The organism is Pseudomonas sp. MPB26 (genome assembly GCF_046605355.1).
GTDB classification, from domain to species: domain Bacteria; phylum Pseudomonadota; class Gammaproteobacteria; order Pseudomonadales; family Pseudomonadaceae; genus Aquipseudomonas; species Aquipseudomonas cedrina.
Genome location: NZ_CP176793.1, coordinates 306,363 through 326,007, shown reverse-complemented (window position 1 = coordinate 326,007; position 19,645 = coordinate 306,363). Strand labels below are relative to the sequence as shown.

The 19,645-nt window shown below is 58.9% G+C and carries 19 protein-coding genes; 10 read left to right on the top strand and 9 right to left on the bottom strand.

What is annotated here, in order from left to right; genetic code table 11:
* Positions 1 to 9 precede the first annotated feature (9 nt).
* The 6 genes from ACLH0H_RS01465 (at position 10) to ACLH0H_RS01440 (ending at position 6,949) form a co-directional block, all read left to right on the top strand.
* Positions 10 to 810: a carbohydrate ABC transporter permease gene (locus ACLH0H_RS01465; RefSeq protein WP_076950728.1), complete on the top strand. Its 801-nt coding sequence runs from the start codon at positions 10 to 12 to the stop codon at positions 808 to 810.
* A 10-nt stretch (positions 811 to 820) separates the two neighbouring features.
* The gene (locus tag ACLH0H_RS01460; protein WP_003232363.1) at positions 821 to 1,093 is read left to right on the top strand and encodes a DUF2160 domain-containing protein; all 273 of its coding nucleotides are present in this window, start codon (positions 821 to 823) and stop codon (positions 1,091 to 1,093) included.
* A gap of 32 nt (positions 1,094 to 1,125) precedes the next feature.
* Positions 1,126 to 2,868, top strand: coding sequence for an ABC transporter substrate-binding protein (locus tag ACLH0H_RS01455; protein ID WP_411380702.1), 1,743 nt, complete (start codon positions 1,126 to 1,128; stop codon positions 2,866 to 2,868).
* 385 nt (positions 2,869 to 3,253) lie between these two features.
* Entirely contained in the window at positions 3,254 to 4,633 is a 1,380-nt protein-coding gene (locus ACLH0H_RS01450; RefSeq protein WP_411380701.1) for an iron-containing redox enzyme family protein, read from the top strand.
* A gap of 12 nt (positions 4,634 to 4,645) precedes the next feature.
* Positions 4,646 to 5,590, top strand: a complete 945-nt coding sequence (locus ACLH0H_RS01445; protein WP_411380700.1) for a methyltransferase — start codon at positions 4,646 to 4,648, stop codon at positions 5,588 to 5,590.
* A gap of 111 nt (positions 5,591 to 5,701) precedes the next feature.
* On the top strand, positions 5,702 to 6,949 hold the full coding sequence (locus ACLH0H_RS01440; RefSeq protein WP_411380699.1) for a zinc-dependent alcohol dehydrogenase: 1,248 nt from the start codon (positions 5,702 to 5,704) through the stop codon (positions 6,947 to 6,949).
* A 191-nt stretch (positions 6,950 to 7,140) separates the two neighbouring features.
* On the opposite strand, the gene ACLH0H_RS01435 is transcribed toward ACLH0H_RS01440, so the two are convergent.
* Positions 7,141 to 7,572 (bottom strand): hypothetical protein, encoded by a 432-nt coding sequence (locus ACLH0H_RS01435; protein ID WP_411380698.1) that lies wholly within the window; start codon positions 7,570 to 7,572, stop codon positions 7,141 to 7,143.
* Between the two features lie 158 nt (positions 7,573 to 7,730).
* Here ACLH0H_RS01435 and ACLH0H_RS01430 point away from each other — a divergent pair, with 158 nt between their 5' ends.
* Positions 7,731 to 8,744: an ABC transporter substrate-binding protein gene (locus ACLH0H_RS01430; RefSeq protein WP_411380697.1), complete on the top strand. Its 1,014-nt coding sequence runs from the start codon at positions 7,731 to 7,733 to the stop codon at positions 8,742 to 8,744.
* Between the two features lie 163 nt (positions 8,745 to 8,907).
* Here ACLH0H_RS01430 and ACLH0H_RS01425 read toward each other — a convergent pair whose 3' ends face one another.
* Positions 8,908 to 9,696, bottom strand: a complete 789-nt coding sequence (locus ACLH0H_RS01425; RefSeq protein ID WP_411380696.1) for an AraC family transcriptional regulator — start codon at positions 9,694 to 9,696, stop codon at positions 8,908 to 8,910.
* Between the two features lie 86 nt (positions 9,697 to 9,782).
* On the opposite strand from ACLH0H_RS01425, the gene ACLH0H_RS01420 reads away from it, so the two are divergent.
* Together ACLH0H_RS01420 and ACLH0H_RS01415 are read left to right on the top strand one after the other, a co-directional pair.
* Positions 9,783 to 10,781, top strand: a complete 999-nt coding sequence (locus ACLH0H_RS01420; protein WP_076950718.1) for a bile acid:sodium symporter family protein — start codon at positions 9,783 to 9,785, stop codon at positions 10,779 to 10,781.
* An 88-nt stretch (positions 10,782 to 10,869) separates the two neighbouring features.
* Positions 10,870 to 12,051 carry a sugar transporter gene (locus ACLH0H_RS01415; protein WP_411380695.1) on the top strand — a complete coding sequence of 394 codons (1,182 nt, stop codon included), beginning with the start codon at positions 10,870 to 10,872 and terminating at the stop codon, positions 12,049 to 12,051.
* Between the two features lie 60 nt (positions 12,052 to 12,111).
* Here the strand turns inward: ACLH0H_RS01415 and ACLH0H_RS01410 are convergent, their stop codons facing one another.
* From ACLH0H_RS01410 to ACLH0H_RS01400, 3 genes are all read right to left on the bottom strand, one after another.
* Positions 12,112 to 13,902: a P-loop NTPase fold protein gene (locus tag ACLH0H_RS01410; protein WP_411380694.1), complete on the bottom strand. Its 1,791-nt coding sequence runs from the start codon at positions 13,900 to 13,902 to the stop codon at positions 12,112 to 12,114.
* Between the two features lie 244 nt (positions 13,903 to 14,146).
* Complete coding sequence (locus tag ACLH0H_RS01405; protein ID WP_411380693.1) at positions 14,147 to 14,323, bottom strand: hypothetical protein; 177 nt, start codon at positions 14,321 to 14,323, stop codon at positions 14,147 to 14,149.
* Positions 14,324 to 14,394: 71 nt separating this feature from the next.
* Positions 14,395 to 14,652 (bottom strand): hypothetical protein, encoded by a 258-nt coding sequence (locus ACLH0H_RS01400; protein ID WP_411382480.1) that lies wholly within the window; start codon positions 14,650 to 14,652, stop codon positions 14,395 to 14,397.
* A gap of 470 nt (positions 14,653 to 15,122) precedes the next feature.
* Here ACLH0H_RS01400 and aqpZ point away from each other — a divergent pair, with 470 nt between their 5' ends.
* Complete coding sequence (gene aqpZ / locus ACLH0H_RS01395; RefSeq protein ID WP_411380692.1) at positions 15,123 to 15,818, top strand: aquaporin Z; 696 nt, start codon at positions 15,123 to 15,125, stop codon at positions 15,816 to 15,818.
* Positions 15,819 to 16,083: 265 nt separating this feature from the next.
* Here aqpZ and tal read toward each other — a convergent pair whose 3' ends face one another.
* From tal to ACLH0H_RS01375, 4 genes are read right to left on the bottom strand one after another with little or no spacing between them, the layout of a single operon-like run.
* Positions 16,084 to 17,007: a transaldolase gene (gene tal, locus ACLH0H_RS01390; protein ID WP_411380691.1), complete on the bottom strand. Its 924-nt coding sequence runs from the start codon at positions 17,005 to 17,007 to the stop codon at positions 16,084 to 16,086.
* Positions 17,008 to 17,032: 25 nt separating this feature from the next.
* Positions 17,033 to 17,986, bottom strand: coding sequence for a sugar-binding transcriptional regulator (locus tag ACLH0H_RS01385; RefSeq protein ID WP_076950714.1), 954 nt, complete (start codon positions 17,984 to 17,986; stop codon positions 17,033 to 17,035).
* Between the two features lie 45 nt (positions 17,987 to 18,031).
* Entirely contained in the window at positions 18,032 to 18,832 is an 801-nt protein-coding gene (locus ACLH0H_RS01380; protein WP_411380690.1) for an SDR family oxidoreductase, read from the bottom strand.
* Positions 18,833 to 18,841: 9 nt separating this feature from the next.
* The gene (locus tag ACLH0H_RS01375; protein WP_411380689.1) at positions 18,842 to 19,606 is read right to left on the bottom strand and encodes an SDR family oxidoreductase; all 765 of its coding nucleotides are present in this window, start codon (positions 19,604 to 19,606) and stop codon (positions 18,842 to 18,844) included.
* Positions 19,607 to 19,645: the final 39 nt, after the last annotated feature.

Below are 19,645 nucleotides of genomic sequence, written 5' to 3'. Positions count from 1 at the left end.
GCCGCCAACATGAGCAAACGCAAGCTTATTCCGTTACTCATCTACATTCTGTTCCTGCTGGTGCCGATCTACTGGCTGCTGAACATGTCCTTCAAGAGCAACACCGAAATCCTAGGCGGGCTGACGCTGTTTCCGCAGCACTTCACGCTGGCCAACTACAAGGTGATCTTCACTGACCCGAGCTGGTACACCGGCTACCTCAACTCGCTGTACTACGTCAGCCTGAACACAGTGATCTCCCTGAGCGTGGCGCTGCCGGCGGCTTATGCGTTTTCGCGCTACCGCTTCCTTGGCGACAAGCACCTGTTCTTCTGGCTGCTGACCAACCGCATGGCACCTCCGGCCGTGTTTCTGCTGCCATTCTTCCAGCTGTATTCGTCCATCGGCCTGTTCGACACGCACATCGCCGTGGCCCTGGCGCACTGCCTGTTCAACGTGCCGTTGGCGGTATGGATCCTGGAAGGCTTCATGTCCGGGGTGCCCAAGGAAATCGACGAAACCGCCTATATCGACGGCTACTCGTTTCCCAAGTTCTTCGTGAAGATATTTATCCCGTTGATCGGCTCCGGCATCGGTGTGACCGCGTTTTTCTGCTTCATGTTTTCCTGGGTCGAACTGCTGCTGGCGCGCACGCTGACCTCGGTCAACGCCAAGCCCATCGCAGCGGTGATGACGCGCACGGTCTCGGCGTCGGGTATTGATTGGGGCGTGCTGGCGGCGGCGGGGGTGTTGACTATCCTTCCCGGCATGCTGGTGATCTGGTTTGTTCGCAACCACGTGGCCAAGGGCTTCGCCCTGGGTCGGGTCTGAGGAGTCGATGATGGAATGGATGGCCTGGACCACCCCCACTGCGCTGTTTTTTGGCGGTATAGCCCTGATTCTGGCGGGCATGACCACCTGGGAGCTGCGCTCGCCGAGCATCCCTCGGCGCGGTTTTTTACCGATCAGCACCACCCGTGGTGATCGCCTGTTTATCGGTCTTCTCGGCAGCGCCTACCTGCATTTGCTGGTCATCGGCGTTACCGACTGGAGCATCTGGGTGGCGTCCGCGCTCTCCCTGGTATGGCTGTTGAGTGTGATGCGTTGGGGCTAGTGCCCTTATGAATAAACAACCAGGAGGTCTCTATGTTGAATAAGAACAATAAGCTGCGACATAGCATTTCATTGGCCGCCGTACTGGCCCTCAGCGGTTTGAGCGTCACGGCGTGGGCCGATGCGTATGAAGATGCCGCGAAAAAATGGATCGGCAGTGAGTTCAAACCGTCGACCCTGACGGCCGAACAGCAGTTGGAGGAGTTGAAGTGGTTTATCAAGGCCGCCGAACCCTTCCGTGGAATGAAGATCAACGTGGTGTCGGAAACCCTCACCACCCACGAGTACGAGTCCAAGGTGCTGGCCAAGGCCTTCAGCGAAATCACCGGAATCAAGCTGACCCACGACCTGCTGCAGGAAGGCGACGTGGTGGAGAAGCTGCAAACCCAGATGCAGTCCGACAAGAACATCTACGACGGCTGGGTCAACGACTCGGACCTGATCGGTACGCACTTTCGTTACGGCAAGACCGAATCCATCACCGACCTGATGGCCAACGAAGGCGAGGACTTCACCTCGCCGACCCTGGACCTCAAGGACTTTATCGGCCTGTCCTTCACCACCGCACCGGACGGCAAGATCTACCAATTGCCCGACCAGCAGTTCGCCAACCTGTACTGGTTCCGCGCCGACTGGTTCGAACGCCCGGAGCTGAAAGCCAAGTTCAAGGAAAAATATGGCTACGACCTCGGCGTGCCGGTGAACTGGTCGGCCTATGAAGACATCGCCAAATTCTTCAGCGAAGACGTCAAGGAAATCGACGGCAAACGCATCTACGGGCACATGGACTACGGCAAGAAAGACCCATCCCTGGGCTGGCGCTTCACCGATGCCTGGTTCTCCATGGCCGGCGGCGGCGACAAAGGGCTGCCCAACGGTTTGCCGGTGGACGAGTGGGGTATTCGCGTGGAGGACTGCCACCCGGTCGGCTCCAGCGTCACCCGTGGCGGCGACACCAATGGCCCGGCGGCGGTATTTGCCACGCAAAAATACGTGGACTGGATGAAAGCCTATGCGCCACCGGAAGCGGCGGGCATGACCTTCTCCGAATCCGGCCCGGTGCCGTCCCAGGGCAATATCGCGCAGCAGATCTTCTGGTACACCGCGTTTACCGCCGACATGGTCAAGCCGGGCTTGCCGGTGGTGAACGCCGACGGTACGCCGAAATGGCGCATGGCGCCGTCGCCCGTCGGACCTTACTGGGAAAAGGGCATGAAGAAGGGTTACCAGGACGTAGGCTCCTGGACCTTCCTCAAGTCTACCCCCGAGAAACAGAAACTCGCCGCCTGGCTTTACGCGCAGTTCGTGACCTCCAAAACCGTCTCGCTGAAGAAGACCATCGTCGGCCTGACGCCGATTCGTGAGTCCGACATCAATTCCCAGGCCATGACCGACATGGCGCCCAAACTGGGTGGCCTGGTGGAGTTCTACCGCAGCCCGGCGCGGACCGAATGGTCGCCGACCGGCACCAACGTGCCGGACTACCCACGCCTGGCGCAACTGTGGTGGAGCAACATCGCCGCCGCCGCCAGCGGCGAGAAAACCCCGCAGCAGGCCCTGGACAACCTGGCCAAGGAACAGGACGCGATCATGACGCGCCTGGAACGCTCCAAGGTGCAACCGGTGTGCGGCCCGAAAATGAACCCCGAGCGTGACGCGCAATACTGGTTCGACCAGCCGGGCGCGCCAAAACCGAAACTGGCGAACGAGAAGCCCAAGGGCGAAACCGTGAACTACAACGACCTGCTCAAATCGTGGGAGGCGGCGCGCAAGTAATTGCATTGAGGGAAGGACAAAACGGCACTCCGGTGCCGTTTTTTTGCTTCAAATACAGCCTGCATGACTGAAACGCAGATCAAATGTGGGAGCTGGCTGCGAATGCGCAGTATCAGCCAGCACTGCTTTCCCTGACACTCCGCTTTCACGAGCAAGTCGCACCGCCGCATACCATTGGCGCCGCCTGCCCCCCCGCATAAAATCCGCGCCGTATCCCTCGCCTGTGGCAACCCCCGCTCATTGCCACTGATCCGCAGCTCCACAACCCCGATTGAATTTTTTGCCCACTTCAAGGCTCTTCACTCTAGAAGCGTGTGGTTGAGCGCTCTTGCGTGGCCTCCTTGTGGTGGGGCCTGGTGTATCGGACTTTGCGGAAACTGCCATCATGACTCTTTTCACAGCGCTGTCAGGCCAACCGGCCTCCATCTCCCACGCGGGGCCCGGCCATTATCAACGGCTGTACCAGCAGCTCTATGGCGAAGCCCAAGGTGCGCAAGAGGCTGCGCGGGATTTTTTGCAGGCGCAGTTGGCCCAGGTCGAGGAGGCGCCCAACGAGCTGCCGGACGAGCCCGAGCAACTGCACGCCTGGGTTGAGCAGCGGTGTGCCGAGGTGGCCCAGGCGTATGCCGAGTACCTGGAGCAACGCCAGCAGGGCCGGCCACGCCGTTACTTCCATAACAAAGCTCACGCGTTGTACGTATTGCAACGTGTGGCGCCGACCAAGCAAGTCGATGGCGCCTGGCTCTACGGCCTGTTGCGCTATTGGCAAGACCCACGTTTCGACGGCTTGCTTACCACCTACCTCGAAGAGCTGGGCGACGGCGAAGCCGCGCAGAATCATGTGGTGATCTACCGCAAGTTGCTCAACCAGCACGATGCCGACAGCGACGCTGGTTTGGAAGACCCGCATTACCTGCAAGGCGCGTTGCAAATGGCCTTGGGCCTGTGCGGCGAAGAGTTCCTGCCGGAGGTGATCGGCTACAACCTGGGCTACGAGCAATTGCCGCTGCACCTGTTGATCACCTCATACGAGCTGAGCGAGCTGGGCATCGACCCGTATTACTTCACGCTGCATGTGACCATCGACAACGCCAGCAGCGGCCATGCGTGCAAAGCCGCGCAGTCGGTGCTCAACCTGCTGCCGCTGGGCGAGGGCAGGGCGGAGTTCTATCACCGCGTGGCCCAAGGCTATCGCCTTAATGAGCTGGGGCCGGGGACCACCGCCATCATCAAGGATTTCAATTTGCACGATGAACTGGTCGCCCTGCTGGAGCGCAAGCGCTCCTACGGCCAGCACATGCATTCTGATTACTGCCGCTTCGAAGGCAAGACGGTCAACCAATGGCTGGCCCAGCCGGGCCAGATCGGTGCCTTTCTCCAGGCCCTCGAAGACAAAGGCTGGATCAGGCGCAACCAGGACCCGGGCGAGAGCCGCTTCTGGCAATTGATCGAGGGCGCGGGCGCCGCCATGTTCGGGGTGTTCAGCGGCTATGAGAAACAGGTGCTGCATGACTGGATCGCGGGCGACTGGATCAGCGACCGACGCGTGCCGCCCGCTCGTCCGGGGCGTGGCAAAAGCTTACCCCAGGACCCGCACCCACCGGCCGATCCGGACACCCAGGCGCTGGTGGACTCGTTGCGCGGCTTGCCGGATGAACAGCAGCTCCAAACACTGATTGCGTGGATGTCCGCCCGTCGTCACTGCACCCCGGCCGGGCTGTACGCCACGCGCCGCTTTATCCAATTGCGCACGCGCCTGCGCTAAGGAATGTCGTTCATGTCTGCACAACAACTGGCCGATCGCGCCTTGATCAACCTGGGTCGGGGCCTCAAGGAGAACGGCTACCGGTTCATCACGCCCACGCCCTTGACCCACGAGCGCGTTTTCGGGCGCCAGGCTTCACCGTTGGCCAAGGACCTGCGCGACGTGTTTGGCTGGTCGATGTCATTTGATGCCGACCTGCTCCCGGCGGCGTTTCGTGAGGAACTGCTGCAGGCCGAGGTCGTTGAAAAACACGATTCGCTGTGGCGCAGCGCGGTGCGTTGGTCGAGCCTGGATGAGCTGTTGTTCGCGCATTCGGCCTACCCGACCACGCAATCGGATGCGGTGTTTTTCGGTCCGGACAGCTATCGGTTCGCCCAGGTGATCGAAGCGCATCTGCAGCAGCGCTTCGAGCCCGTGCGCCGCGCGGTGGATATCGGCTGTGGTGCCGGTGTCGGTGCGCTGGTCATCGCCCGTGCGCGGCACGACGCCCAGGTGCTGGCGGTGGATATAAACCCGCGCGCCCTGCGCATGACCGCAGTCAACGCCGAGCTGGCCGGGCTGAGCAACGTTACGGCCTATCACAGCGACGTACTGGCCAGCGTGGAAGGCGAGTTCGACCTGATCGTAGCGAATCCGCCGTACATGAATGACGACCGCCAACGCGCCTATCGCCATGGCGGCGGAGCCCTGGGTGAGCAGTTGTCGGTGCGTATCGTCAGCGAATCCCTGGGCCGCCTGGCCTTGGGGGGCAGCCTGGTGCTGTACACCGGCGTGGCGATTGTCGCGGGGGAAGACCCCTTCCTGGCGGCGGCCAAGCCACTGGTTGGCAGCGATGCCTTCGGCTGGACCTACCGTGAGCTTGACCCCGACGTGTTTGGTGAAGAGCTGGCAAAACCCGGCTACGAACGCGTGGAAAGGATTGCCGTGGTTGCGCTAACCGTCACGCGCCTGCGCTGACGGAGCTCAGAGTCGTGATGACCATTGATCGGTTGCCGGCATACCAACGGAACGCTGGCGGCGACAGGGGCCCTTAATTACTGATCCTTTCCATTTGCTGGAGTGCAGAGCATGCGAGCGATGACCTTCCAAGGCGCGCACAAAGTGCAGGTCGATACGGTACCTGATCCCATCATCGAGCAACCCGACGACATCATCCTGCGGGTAACCGCCACCGCCATCTGCGGCTCGGATTTGCACCTGTATCGGGGCAAGATTCCGACGGTTGAGCACGGTGATATTTTCGGCCACGAGTTCATGGGCATCGTCGAAGAAACCGGCCCGGCGGTCACGGCGGTGCAGCGCGGCGACCGCGTGGTGATTCCGTTCGTGATTGCCTGTGGCGACTGCTTTTTCTGTCAGATGCAGCTGTTTGCCGCCTGCGAAACCACTAACGACGGGCGCGGTGCGATCCTCAACAAAAAGGCAATTCCACCGGGGGCGGCGCTGTTCGGCTACAGCCGCCTGTATGGCGGCATTCCCGGTGGCCAGGCCGAACTGGTGCGCGTGCCGAAGGCCAACGCCGGGCCGTTCAAGGTGCCCGGCACGCTGGCGGACGACAAGGTATTGTTTCTCACCGACATCCTGCCCACCGCCTGGCAGGCGGTCATCAACGCGGGCATCGAAAAAGGCTCCAGCGTCGCGATCTACGGCGCCGGCCCGGTCGGCCTGTTGAGTGCCGCCTGTGCGCAGATGTTGGGCGCTGAGCAGATCTTCATGGTCGACGACCATCCCTATCGGTTGGCCTATGCGCAAAAAATGTATGGCGTGATCCCGATCAATTTCGAGGAAGACGATGACCCGGCCGACACCATCATCCGCCAGACGCGCGGCATGCGGGGTGTCGACGGGGTGGTGGATGCCGTTGGTTTCGAGGCCAAGGGCAGCACCACTGAAACCATCCTCACCACCCTCAAGATCGAAGGCAGCAGCGGCAAGGCCTTGCGCCAATGCATCGCCGCCGTGCGCCGCGGCGGAGTGGTCAGCGTGGCCGGGGTGTATGCCGGGTTTATCCACGGCTTTATGTTTGGCGACGCTTTTGACAAGGGCCTGACCTTTAAGATGGGCCAGACCCATGTGCATCGCTTCCTGCCGGAACTGCTGGAGCATATCGAACTGGGCCATTTGAACCCTGAAGCGATCATCACTCATCGCCTGTCCCTCGAGCAGGCGGCACGCGGCTATGAGCTGTTCGACAAGGCCGAAGAGGACTGCCGCAAGGTGATCCTGCTGCCGGGGATGAGCGACCGGCCGCTGACCGAGCCGCTTGATGAGGCGCTTACGCCTGAGTTGCGCATGCAGGGCGTGCCCGGTTTATAAGCCGCAAGCAACGCCTACTATCGGTCTGCTCGCCCGATTCAAATTGTAGTGAGCGGGCTCGCCCCGCGCCGGGTGGCGAAGCCGCCCCAAACCAAGCGACTCGGTTTCGTCTGTAAATCGACGGCGACTGCATTAGGGCGGCTTCGCACCCAGCGCGGGGCAAGCCCGCTCACTACAGTCAGAACAGTGAATCAGGCAGTTATTTGCGGCTGAATCTGCAACTGGCCTTCCACATCCTTGACCAGCCCACTGGCCAGGAACAGCGGTGCAATAAGGTTATGCAGTTGCGGCTCGACAAAGGCCTTCACGGTATCCAGCACCAACACGCCGCTGAGCGGCAACTCGGCCTTGGTGTACGACAACCAGGCCTTCTTCAGCATCGCCAACACATCGCTGCCGGCCGTGGAGGCGAAGCGACGGTTGGTGATTTTGCCATCAAAGCTAAAGGTGTGCTGGTAGGCGTAACCGCTTTCATCGCCCTTGCTGGCGATGCAGCGGATGCAGGTACACGGGCCGTCACCGAAAGCACTGCGCAGGTAGGCGTTGAAGTCCATCACGGGCTTGAGTGACAGGCGCTTATCGACCTCGAACAAGTCCCCGGTCATTTTTTCGTCAGTGTCCAACGTCCATTCCTCGCAGTGTGCGGTCAGTCAAAGGGCGGCACCTTACCAGCCAGCCGCCCGTTTGTGGGCTATTAGCATAACAATAGATCTCGATATTCTTTTCCCGTCTTAAAAATCGTGGCTACCCTCGCTCACCTCTCACCGTGCGGCCAATTCCCATGACCCTCAAGCGCTTCTCCCTGACCCTTATCATTGCCTCGCTGGCTGCGGCAGGCGCCTTGCTCAGTAGCGGTGCCCAGGCTGAGGGCAAGATCAGCATCGCCCAGCAATTCGGTATCGGCTACCTGATCCTCGACGTGGTGCGCGACCAGCACCTGATCGAAAAACACGGCAATGCGCAGGGCCTGGATATCCAGGTGGAGTGGAACAGCATTTCCGGCGCCACCGCGATGAACGAATCGCTGCTGGCCGGCGCCCTCGACGTGGTTTCGGCCGGCGTGCCGCCCATGCTCACCCTGTGGGACCGTACCAAAGGCAAGCAGAACGTCAAGGCCATCGCCTCCCTCGGCTCGATGCCCAACTACCTGCTGACCAACAACCCCAACGTCAAGACCCTCGCGGACTTCAGCGAAAAGGACCGCATCGCCGTGCCCGCCGCCGGCGTGGGCTTCCAATCGCGCACCTTGCAGATCGAGACCGCCAAGCAGTTCGGCGATGCCAACTACAAGAAGTTCGACGACATCTCCATCAGCCTGGCCCACCCCGACGCCACGGCGGCGCTGATTGCCGGTGGTTCGGAAATAAACGCGCACTTTTCCAGCCCGCCGTTCCAGTATCAGGAGTTGCTCAACCCCAACGTGTACAAAGTGCTGAGTTCCTACGACATCCTGGGCGGGCAGGCGACGTTCAACGTGTTGTACACCACGCAGAAATTCCACGACGAGAACCCCAAGACCTATAAGGCGTTCTATGACGCGCTGGCCGAGGCCGAAAAGATCATCAAGGCGGACAAGTCGGCAGCGGCCAAGGCGTATATCCGCGTCGAGCAGTCGAAGTTGCCGTTGGACCTGGTGGAGAAGATCGTCCAGGACCCGGAGATCGACTTCACCATCGTGCCGCAACGTACGTATATCTATGCGGAGAAATTGCAGGAACTGGGCGTTCTGAAGAACAAGGCCGGCAGTTGGAAGGATTACTTCTTTGAAGAAGCCCATGGTGCAGAGGGGAGCTGAGCCCATCTCGACTGGTTGAAATACGGTAAAACCTGTGGGAGCTGGCTTGCCTGCGATAGCGGTATATCAGCCAGCAGATTTATTGACTGACACTCCGCTATCGCAGCGGTGCGGCGATCCGACAAGCCAGCTCCCACATTGGATTTGCTGCGTATCAGTGATATCAGCGAAAAAACTCCCCCGGCGTCGTATCAAACTGCTGGCGAAACGCATTGATAAACGCCGACGTCGATTCATACCCACACCCCAACGCCACATCGGTCACCCGCTCGCCTTGCTCCAGGGCGGGCAGGGCGCTCAGCAGTCGCAGGCGCTGGCGCCACGCCCGGAACGTCAGCCCGGTATCACTGAAAAACAACCGACTGAGTGTCTTCTCACTCACCCCCAGTTTCTGGCTCCATTGCCCCAGGGTCGTCTGCTGCTCCGGGCGCAGGTTCAAGCTGCGATAGATCTGCCGCAAACGCGGGTCCAACGGCAGCGGCAGCATCAGGTCGACCTGCGGCGCCGCGGCCAACTGATCCAGGACTACCTGGGCCAGGCGCCCATCCGGGCCGTCCTCGGCATACTCCACCGGCAACTCGCTGAAACTGCGGATCAACTCGCGCAGCAAACTGCTCACTTCCAACACATGACAGCGTTCGACCGCCCAGGCCGTGACGCTGCAGTCGAGGTACAGACTGCGCATTTCCGTGTGGGGCGAGCTGAAGACGCGGTGCGGCATGCCCGCCGGAATCCAGACGGCCCGCTGCGGCGGCGCCACGAAGCGGCCGACGCTGGTCTGGATCTCCAGCACCCCGGAAATGGCGTACGACAATTGCACCCACGGGTGGCTGTGCCGGCGGGTCAGCGCACGATTCGGCAAGGATTCGGTGCGCCCATACACGGGTCGCGGCAGGCTGGAAAGTCCAGGCACACTGCGGCGGACGGTTTTTTCATGTCCTTTAGGCGGCATTTACTGGCTCATTGGCGTTAGTCGGTAACAAGCCATTACGTTAGAGTCGCCGTGACGCTCTTGGCAACCCCCGGAAGATCCTGCTTATGACTCGCCCCCGTTTCCTGCCCGACAACTTCACCCTGACGCTGATCGCCACGGTGATCCTCGCCTCCCTGCTGCCCGCCAGCGGCCAGACCGCCGTGGCGTTCGGCTGGGTCACCAACCTGGCGATCGCGCTGCTGTTTTTCCTGCACGGCGCCAAGCTGTCGCGCCAGGCCATCGTCGCCGGCGCCGGTCACTGGCGCCTGCACCTGCTGGTGTTCAGCCTGACCTTCGTCTTGTTTCCGCTGCTGGGCCTGGCACTCAAGCCGGTGCTCTCGCCGCTGATCGGCAAAGACCTGTACATGGGCATGCTCTATCTCTGCGCGTTGCCGGCCACGGTGCAATCGGCGATTGCCTTCACGTCGCTGGCGCGCGGCAACATCCCGGCGGCGATTTGCAGCGCGGCGGCGTCGAGCCTGTTCGGGATTTTCCTGACCCCGTTGTTGGTGACCTTGCTGATGAATGTTCACGGTGAAGGCGGTTCAACCGTCGACGCCATTCTCAAAATCAGCGTGCAACTGCTGCTTCCATTTGTCGCAGGGCAAATTGCCCGGCGCTGGATCGGCGCATGGGTGGGGCGCAATAAATCCTGGCTGAAATTCGTCGACCAGGGTTCGATCCTGCTGGTGGTCTACGGTGCGTTCAGCCAAGCGGTGAATGAGGGTATCTGGCAGCAGATTCCACTCTGGGAACTGGGCGGCCTGGTGGTGGCCTGCTGCGTGTTGCTGGCCTTGGTGCTGGTGGCTGCCACCTTGCTGGGCAAGGCTTTTGGCTTCAATCAGGAAGACCGCATCACCATCCTGTTCTGTGGTTCGAAGAAAAGCCTGGCGACCGGTGTGCCGATGGCTCAGGTGCTGTTTGCCGCCTCGACCATGGGCGTCTTGATCCTGCCGTTGATGTTGTTTCACCAGATCCAGTTGATGGTGTGCGCGGCGCTGGCCCAGCGTTACGCCAAGCGACCGGAATCGATCCCGGAGCTGATGGCGCAAGTCGATCCTTGAGGCGTCGTGTTACTATTTTTCCGCGCTGCTCAAGGGCCGGCACTGGGCCGGCTTGATCAGCGCGGAAACTGAGTAGACCGACCCGTCAATGAGCATTTCAGCCGCAACCCCCCAAGCCAATTGGCAACCGGTCATCGCCCTCGCGTTGGCCGCCTTTGTGTTCAATACCACTGAATTCGTGCCCGTCGGGCTGCTCAGCGCCATCGGCGCCAGCTTCGACATGCCGGTTGCAAGCGTCGGGCTGATGCTCACCATCTACGCCTGGATCGTGTCCCTGACGTCGTTGCCGGTGATGCTGCTGACCCGCAACATCGAACGGCGCAAGCTGCTGATCGTGCTGTTCTGCCTGTTTATCGTCAGTCACATCCTGTCCAGCGTCGCCACCAGTTTCGGCCTGCTGATGCTCAGCCGCATCGGCATTGCCTTGTCCCACGCCCTGTTCTGGTCGATCACCGCCTCACTGGCGGTACGCCTGGCGCCTGAGGGCAAGCAGGTGCAAGCCCTCGGTCTGCTGGCCACCGGCACCTCCCTGGCGATGGTCCTCGGGATTCCGCTGGGCCGCCTGCTGGGCGAAGCCATGGGTTGGCGCACCACCTTCCTGGTGATCGGCGCGTTCGCCGCCGCACTGGTGTTCTGGCTGGCGCGCACCTTGCCGCTGCTGCCGAGCCAGAACTCTGGCTCCCTGCGCAGCCTGCCGCTGCTGTTCAAGCGCCCCGCGCTGGTGGCGCTCTACGTGCTCACCGCCATGACCGTGACCGCGCAATTCACCGCCTACAGCTACATCGAACCCTTTGTCGAAGGCGTGGCCGGCATGAGCGGCAGCGCGGTGACCCTGATCCTGCTGGTATTTGGCGGCGCAGGCATCATCGGCTCGCTGCTGTTCAGCCTGGTGCACCGCTTCAATCCTCACCTGTTCGTGGTCGGCGCAGTGTTTATCCTGGCCGCCTGCCTGGCACTGCTGTTGCCGTTGAGCGGTGCGCAGTCCTACCTGGTGGTACTGAGCGTTTTCTGGGGCATGGCGATCATGGGCTTCGGCCTGGCCATGCAATCCAAGGTACTGGTGCTGGCACCGGATGCGACCGACGTGGCCATGGCGATGTTCTCCGGCATTTACAACATCGGCATCGGCGGCGGCGCCCTGGTGGGCAGTTGGGTCGGCAGCCAGTTCGGCTTCGCCTGGATCGGCGCGGCGGGCGGGTTGCTGGCGGCGCTGGCGTTGGTGGGGTATTGCCTGGCGATCAGGAGGTTTGGGCAGGGTGTTGGTAGTTGAGGTCGATGAGGGTTAAGCAGGGAGATCGAACTTTTGAGTCAGTTCGTTCTCCCATCTTCTCTAGCGACTTAAGTGTCGATTGAGGTAAGCGTCTATATTGCTGGCGAGTCGCTGCTGTTCAAATAGAGATTGTGTTCGCTCTATGGCTTTCTCAAGCTCAATTTTGATAGCGTCTAACAACATACGCTCATCCTCTACCTTGATTGGAGTAAAGCTATACCGACCGTTGAACGCTGACAAAATGTTACTTTGCTCTGCAGGTCCAAGCGTTAGCAGTGTACTTACAAATTCTGTTGCGTTTATCCGTTGCATTATATGTGGCGGGATGTGCTCATCGGTCTCTCTGCTGGCGAAGGATATTTTGTGCCTGTAAACAACAGGATCTGTTGTCATATCGTTCAGCAGTTGCCCAATAATGTTGTCATGATAACGTTCGGTCACCACTAAGTTTCGATATTTGTAGTGTTCAAAAAACTCTTCAGACGCTACGGATTTGATATCGGGGAAAAATTGATATTTTTTATTGAAGATATTGTATTCGCGGCCGTCCAAATGTTGCGAGGTAAGGGGCCTTAAGGTAGCGGAATTATAAAGGTCGTCAATATAACGTTTTCCTTCTTTAATGACGTGGGCTTGACTAAGTTTTAGAAAGCCTTTGTTTGCCAGCCATAGGCGAAGACTAAAGGTAGTTAATATCTCATCGGTGTCGATGAATAGTCGATCTTTGTACTGTTTTTCGAATGTTAAAAGGGCGTGATTAAATTTAGATTCAGTTCGGTCAAATGAATTTTTTAAGGTTTCAAGTGCAGTCTCTGCTTCTTCTTTGAAATGGTATGACTGGTTGATGGAGTTGTATATTTCGTCATTCTTGAATATTCCCTTTATTAAAAAGTTGGTGAGGTCGTTGTTGCTAAGGATTTTGTCTCGGAGTTCAAGGTCTGGATGTCTAAGCTCGAGTGCTTCGAATTTACTTTGCTCGTCAGTGCTCTTTGTGAGATTTAGGTAGCTTGGTGTTCGCTGCGGTCTTTTAGTGATGTCATCTTCTTTTAAAGCGCCGGCCTTGATCGAGAGTGAGAGAGGGAGAATTAAATTCATGCAGCAGCCCAAAGCCTTCTCAACTTTCCAGTGTTTGTCTTGCAAGGCGCTGAGGAAGCGTTCTAGGTCCCATAGAGATTGTTGCAAGATGCGTAAATTATCTAGTCCCGATTGACGATAGATTTGAATGATTTCTTTAGTGTGTTTCTTCGCAAAAACCTGAACCTCAATAGGCTTAAGTTTTGCAATAAATTCGTCTAGTGCTCCTTCTAGCGAGGACTGTACTGTTAAAGTTTTCCCGATCAGCTTTTCGCGGATTCGCTGATACGTATCTAGGTCGTTTATTTCCTTTTCGTTCGCAATTATTATTGCTTTCTTTCCTTTGTGCTCTACAAATTGGTTGATGTAACCAAGGGTTTTGTTAATAGGGATGTCGCACCGCTCAAGATCATCGAATATGTATAGCGGCTTTTTAAACTTGTCAAAAAATATTTTTCTATTGACCTTGGTGCCAATTCGAAAATAGGAAGAGATGGAATTGGTAATGTTTTCGACGCTTTTTACTAATTTGCCATCGAGGAATGTGTGCATATCTGAGAATATAATGTCGTCAATGTCACTGCATGAAGTTAGACCATATAGACTTATGTAGGTGTAATGGTCTGAAGTTTTGTTATGGTTTTTCAGTATTTTTTTTACTAAATAGGTTTTGCCAATGCCCCAGCCTCCATTTAGCATTACCGCGTATCGGGGTTCTGAGTGATCTAAATAGTATTTGAGGTATTCACTAATATGCTGGTTGGCGTCATTAATCATTTGGTCGTCCATGCTTCTTGATTTCGATTAGCTACTCATTATGCAAATTCATATCCATAGATATGGATTTGGTGAATTTTACCACCGATGATGGCTATGAGCTACGCTTGATATTCGATTCGTGCATTGACTGACAATTTGATGCCGCACCTTGAGGTCGATTGCAGGGTGGTTCTAAACTTTAAGGGTTTATGTACCGCGTCATCGACTTTTGAATAGGAATGGCATAGAAGCCTTTCTGACATCACTTTTGATCTAGGTAGTTACTGAAGTAAGAAGGCCCTTCTTCTTTTATATCATTGCAAATAACTTCGTTTTCAACCCTTTTCATTTTGAATTCGTGGGTGGGTTTGCTTTTCTTGTGGAGGATCTCATCCATCTGCTGCACGCTTTCCAGCAAGTCATCAAAGAATTTACCCATAGTTAGCTCCTACGTGTGATGACTGCTTCGTTGAATGAATAAAGGGCGACCACAAGGTCGCCCCTTTTCATTTAAACCACCTTCTCTTGCAACCTGCGTTCAATCACATCTAGCAAATCGCAGCCGTCACGCAACGGAATACTCAACAGCAATGCGAAGTCCTGCAGTACTACAGCGTCGCTGCTGATCCCATCGCGAAGGGCGAGGTTTTCCAAAACTTGAGTGACGGCACGGATGCGATAAGCCGCTGCATCGTGCAGGACATCCAGTGGTGCCTGGGTGTCGATTAGCAGAGTGGGGATGGTGCTGTCAGGGCCCGTGATGGGCATGTACCGATTTTGTGCGGTCATGGATCTTGCTCCTATATCTGAATGAGCCGTCACCTTCTGCCGCCAAGCAGAATTAGGGTGGCGGATTACGCAAGGTTGGCGGACCGGGGATATAGGACCCGGCACTTCCGAAGAAGTCCCTGCGCAACCCGCCATTGCACGAAATAGCGGGCGCAAAAAAAGCGCCTGCAATCGTGTTGGGGGCGCTGTTGCGCCTATATCTGGTCGGACCGCCAAGTCCAATCGCAGCGGTTGCTGCGAGCCGGAAGATTAGCCTGCGGGGTGCTTCCTAGCAACCGGGAAATGGGCAGGATCAGGATTTTGGATGGTTTGTCCGCTGGGGCAGGCGAGCTCGAACAACGCTGACGAAGTGCGCAATTAACCAGACAGGTCCTACACAGCATTTTGATACCCATTGCTACCGTCGCCGACGACCGCCCACGTCCTGTGGTGACGGCACTTGAGCAGCAATGGAGTCGATTGTGCAAAAGCGTTTGATCGCCGAGTTTATCGGTACTTTCTGGTTGACGTTCGGCGGCTGCGGCAGCGCCATTCTGGCAGCAGCCTTCCCTGGGTTGGGCATCGGTTTCGTAGGCGTTGCGCTGGCGTTTGGCCTCACTGTGCTGACCATGGCCTACGCAGTCGGGGGTATCTCCGGTGGGCACTTCAATCCAGCGGTGACCATTGGCCTATGGGCAGGGCGGCGGATTGCTGCCGGTGATGTGCTGCCGTATATCGCGACGCAGGTTGCTGGGGCGATTGCTGCCGCGGCGGTGTTGTACCTGATTGCCAACGGGCAGCCTGGTTTCACCGTGGGTGGTTTTGCCGCCAACGGTTACGGACCCCTGAGCCCAGGCCTCTTTGACCTGAAGGCCGCACTGTTGGCTGAACTGATCGCCACGTTCTTCTTCGTATTCATCATTATGCGTGTGACTGCCCCAGAGGCTGCTCCGGGCTTTGCGCCAATTGCCATTGGCCTGGCACTGACCTTGATTCACCTGGTGCTGATCCCGGTGACCAATACGTCGGTCAACCCGGCACGCAGTACCGGGCCTGCCGTGTTTGCCGGGGCTGAGTACCTTTCGCAGCTTTGGGTGTTCTGGATGGCGCCGATTGTTGGCGGGGTGTTGGGGGCGTTGGCAGCTCGCACATTGGGCGAGAAGTGATTCGGGCGAGCCCGCTCCCACAGTTTTTCGGTGCCAGGCACACGACTGGCGGACACCATCAATCCCCTGTGGGAGCTGGCTTGCCTGCGAAAGCGGTGGATCAGCCGGCGGATTTATAGCTGACACACCGCCTTCGCGAGCAAGCCCGCTCCCACATTTTGATCGATTTACACTGATAGGACGCTGGCGACTATCAGGCCGCCACGGTAGCAAGCTCCCTCGCCACAGGAACCGTGCAACACCGAAGCCTATGGCGATAGGAGCATCACAGCGCAGCCAACACCTTTTCCAGTTTTTCCTGGTCGCGCGCAAACTGGCGGATGCCTTCGGCGAGCTTTTCGGTGGACATCGCATCTTCGTTGGAGGCCCAGCGAAATTGCGCCTCGTTGATGGATTGGCGCGCTTCGCCGGCGGCACCCGGCAGCAGTTTGCGTTCCAGGGTGCCCTGGTCTTCATCGAGTTTTTGCAGCAACTCGGGGCTGATGGTCAAGCGGTCACAGCCCGCCAGCTGTTCGATCTGGCTGAGGGTGCGGAAGCTCGCGCCCATGACCACGGTCGGGATGCCGTTGGCCTTGTAGTAGTTGTAGATGCGCGTCACCGACTGCACGCCCGGGTCATCCACGCCGGTGTAATCCAGGCCCGTGCTCTTGCGGTACCAGTCGTAGATGCGGCCCACAAACGGCGAGATGAGGAACACACCCGCGTCGGCGCATGCCTGGGCCTGGGCGAAGGAGAACAGCAGGGTCAGGTTGGTCTGGATACCGGCCTGTTCCAGGCGCTCGGCGGTGCGGATGCCTTCCCAGGTGGACGCCAGCTTGATCAGCACGCGGTCGCGGCCGACGCCGGCCTTGTCATACAGCTCGATGAGCTGGTTGGCCTTGGCCCATAGCGCGTCTTCGTCAAACGACAAGCGCGCATCGACTTCGGTGGAGATGCGCCCCGGGATCACCTTGAGAATCCCGCAACCGACCGCCACTGAAAACTGGTCGCAGGCCAGGCCGAGATCGCCCTTGGACAGGTCGAGCGCCTCGCGCAGGATGTCGCCGTAGTGTGCGATCGCCGAAGCTTTGAGCAGCAGCGACGGGTTGGTGGTGGCGTCGACCGGTTTCAGCCGGCTGATGGCCTCCAGGTCGCCGGTGTCGCAGACCACGGTGGTGAATTGCTTGAGTTGTTCGAGCTTGGATGTCATGAGCGGTCGTTCTCCAGAAATGGGGTTACTGGTTCAGCGCCTGTGCCGTGTCCAGATCGGTGATCAGGATGTCCAGGTAGCCGCCCTTGAGCGCACCGCGAATCGCCTGGACCTTGTTCAACCCGCCGGCCAGGCCGAGCACGCGCTGGATATTGCGCAATTTTGGCAGCGCCACCGAGACGACGAATTCTTCATCTTCCTCCAGCACCGGCTGGCCCTGGGCATCGAAGTAGCGCAGGCAGATATCACCCACGGCACCGCGCTCGGCCAACAGGCGCAGCATGTCTTCAGTGTAGTAGTTGCCGCTGTTGCGCAGCAGTTGCGAGGGCTCGAGCTCGCCGATGCCGACAATCGCCAGGGTGATGCTGTCAAAGCGCTGCAGCACTTCCTTGACCTCTTCCATCTGCACGATGCGCTGCTTGCTCTGCACCGATTGCTCGATGCTTTGCGACGGCAGCAGATACGCCGGGCAGTTGAGTAGGGTGGCCAGGCGCTGGGTGAGCAGGGTGGCTTCAAATGCGCCCTTGTGGCCGACACCGCCCAACAGCTGCACCACTTCCTGGGCGGCCTGTTTGCCCGGTTGCGCGTGCAGGTGGCCGACCATGGCGCGGATGGTGCTGCTCCACGACGAAATGCCGATATGGTCCTGCGGCGACAGGCTGGTTTCCAGGTAATGGGCGGCAGCCGAACCGATGGCCTGCTTGATGCTTTCATCACTGCCGGGCTCGGTGGCTTCCACCACGATCACCCGGCGTACGCCGTAGCGGCGTTGCAATTGGGTTTCCAGCTCCAGGTGCAGGCCTTGCAGGCGCATCACGCTGATCTTCACCACGCCGTCCTGCAGCGCCCGGCGCAGGGCGCGGCTGATAAACGACTGTGACAAGTCCAGTTGCGCCGATATTTCGGACTGCTTGAGCCCTTCTTCGTAATAGAGGCTCGCGATCTTGGTGATCAGGCGCTGTTCTTCGATCTGGCTCATGAAGGCCTCAGTGATGACATCAATGCGGGTGAGGATACCAAACCCTTACGACATGATCAGGCCGCCGTCGATATTGATCGCCTGGCCGGTCAGGTAGGCCGCGTCATCGGACGCCAGGAACGCCACCAGCCCCGCGACATCCGCAGGTTTGCCGGCGCGGCGCAGGGGGATGTTCTTGACCCATTCGGCCATCAGTTCACCCTTGCTGTAGCGTTTTTCGTCGGTGCTGAGGATCTCGCCCCATACGCGGTCGTTGTAGTCCCACATTTCGCTTTCGATGATGCCGGGACAGAAGGCATTCACCGTGATGTTATGCCGCGCCAACTCCAGCGCCAGGCTCTGGGTGATGCCGATCACGCCCATTTTGCTCGCGGCGTAGTGGGGCGTGTAGATGAAACCCTGGCGGCCCTGGCCCGACGAGGTATTGATCAAGCGGCCGCTGCCTTGCTTGACCATGTACTTGGCCGCTTCCCTGCAACCCAGCCACACGCCGGTGGTGTTGACTTGCAGCACCTTGTCGAAGTCGGCGCGGGGCATTTTGTCGTAGTGGTCGATGGTGATGATGCCGGCGTTCTGTACCGACACGTCGATGCTGCCAAAGCGCGCGTGGCCTTCGCGGTAGAGTTTTTCGATATCACTTTCGTCCGTGACGTCGATGCCCAGGGCCAGCACGTCGACTTTGTATTCCTGAGCCAGTTGATCGGCAGTGAACGTCACCCGCTCCAGGTCGTTGGAGGCCAGTACCAGGTTGGCGCCTTCCTTGGCGAAACGCTCGGCAATGCCGGCGCCGATGCCACGGCAGGCGCCAGTGATGACTACGGTTTTACCGCTGAAACGTTGCGACATGAGTAACTCCTACCAGCACACAAAGCCGCCATCGACCAACAGGTCGACACCGGTGCAGAAAGACGACGCCTGGCTGACCAGGAAGATCGCCGGGCCGACCATTTCTTCCACGCTGGCCATGCGACCCATGGGCGTGGTCTGTTCAAAGATCTTCACCTGATCGGCCACTTCCGGCCGTGAATTCATCGGCGTGGCGGTGTAGCCGGGGCTGATGCAATTCACGCGCAGGCCCTTGTCGGCCCATTCCATCGCCAGGCTCTTGCTCAGGTGGATCACCCCGGCCTTGGAGGTGTTGTAGTGCGCCTGCAACAGGCCACGGTTGACGATGCTGCCGGACATGGAGGCGATATTGACAATGGCGCCCTTGCCACGCGGCAGCATCACCGCAGCCTGCGCCTGGCAGCTGAGGAAGATGCCGGTGAGGTTGATGTCCAGCGTGGTCTGCCAGCGTTGCAGCTCCAGGTCCTCGGCGGCCTGGGCATTAGCGATGCCGGCGCAGTTGACCGCCACGCTGAGCTCGCCCAGTTCTGCTTCGGTGCGGGCGACAGCGGCGTCCAGGGCGGCGCGCTCGGTGACCGTGCCGCTCAAGGCGAGGGCACGGCGGCCGAGGGCCTGGATGCGTTCGACGGTGCTGGCGATGCCGGGACTACCGGGTAAATCAAAACACGCCACATCCGCCCCGGCTTCGGCCAGGCCGACGGCGATGGCCTGGCCGATGCCGCTGCCGGCACCGGTGACGAAGGCCACTTGGCCTTGAAGACTGAAAAGTTGCATTAACGACTCCAATTTTTAAATCACAGTGAACCCTGTAGT

What these genes read in the sequence shown, in the direction of transcription:
- ACLH0H_RS01405 (WP_411380693.1), bottom strand. Translation starts at nt 14,323, where the DNA reads ATGGGTAAATTCTTTGATGACTTGCTGGAAAGCGTGCAGCAGATGGAT.
- tal (WP_411380691.1), bottom strand. Translation starts at nt 17,007, where the DNA reads ATGACATCCAAGCTCGAACAACTCAAGCAATTCACCACCGTGGTCTGC.
- ACLH0H_RS01445 (WP_411380700.1), top strand. Translation starts at nt 4,646, where the DNA reads ATGTCTGCACAACAACTGGCCGATCGCGCCTTGATCAACCTGGGTCGG.
- ACLH0H_RS01400 (WP_411382480.1), bottom strand. Translation starts at nt 14,652, where the DNA reads ATGCCCATCACGGGCCCTGACAGCACCATCCCCACTCTGCTAATCGAC.
- ACLH0H_RS01410 (WP_411380694.1), bottom strand. Translation starts at nt 13,902, where the DNA reads ATGATTAATGACGCCAACCAGCATATTAGTGAATACCTCAAATACTAT.
- ACLH0H_RS01420 (WP_076950718.1), top strand. Translation starts at nt 9,783, where the DNA reads ATGACTCGCCCCCGTTTCCTGCCCGACAACTTCACCCTGACGCTGATC.
- ACLH0H_RS01375 (WP_411380689.1), bottom strand. Translation starts at nt 19,606, where the DNA reads ATGCAACTTTTCAGTCTTCAAGGCCAAGTGGCCTTCGTCACCGGTGCC.
- ACLH0H_RS01460 (WP_003232363.1), top strand. Translation starts at nt 821, where the DNA reads ATGGAATGGATGGCCTGGACCACCCCCACTGCGCTGTTTTTTGGCGGT.
- ACLH0H_RS01430 (WP_411380697.1), top strand. Translation starts at nt 7,731, where the DNA reads ATGACCCTCAAGCGCTTCTCCCTGACCCTTATCATTGCCTCGCTGGCT.
- ACLH0H_RS01425 (WP_411380696.1), bottom strand. Translation starts at nt 9,696, where the DNA reads ATGCCGCCTAAAGGACATGAAAAAACCGTCCGCCGCAGTGTGCCTGGA.
- ACLH0H_RS01465 (WP_076950728.1), top strand. Translation starts at nt 10, where the DNA reads ATGAGCAAACGCAAGCTTATTCCGTTACTCATCTACATTCTGTTCCTG.
- ACLH0H_RS01455 (WP_411380702.1), top strand. Translation starts at nt 1,126, where the DNA reads ATGTTGAATAAGAACAATAAGCTGCGACATAGCATTTCATTGGCCGCC.
- ACLH0H_RS01415 (WP_411380695.1), top strand. Translation starts at nt 10,870, where the DNA reads ATGAGCATTTCAGCCGCAACCCCCCAAGCCAATTGGCAACCGGTCATC.
- aqpZ (WP_411380692.1), top strand. Translation starts at nt 15,123, where the DNA reads ATGGAGTCGATTGTGCAAAAGCGTTTGATCGCCGAGTTTATCGGTACT.
- ACLH0H_RS01385 (WP_076950714.1), bottom strand. Translation starts at nt 17,986, where the DNA reads ATGAGCCAGATCGAAGAACAGCGCCTGATCACCAAGATCGCGAGCCTC.
- ACLH0H_RS01450 (WP_411380701.1), top strand. Translation starts at nt 3,254, where the DNA reads ATGACTCTTTTCACAGCGCTGTCAGGCCAACCGGCCTCCATCTCCCAC.
- ACLH0H_RS01440 (WP_411380699.1), top strand. Translation starts at nt 5,702, where the DNA reads ATGCGAGCGATGACCTTCCAAGGCGCGCACAAAGTGCAGGTCGATACG.
- ACLH0H_RS01380 (WP_411380690.1), bottom strand. Translation starts at nt 18,832, where the DNA reads ATGTCGCAACGTTTCAGCGGTAAAACCGTAGTCATCACTGGCGCCTGC.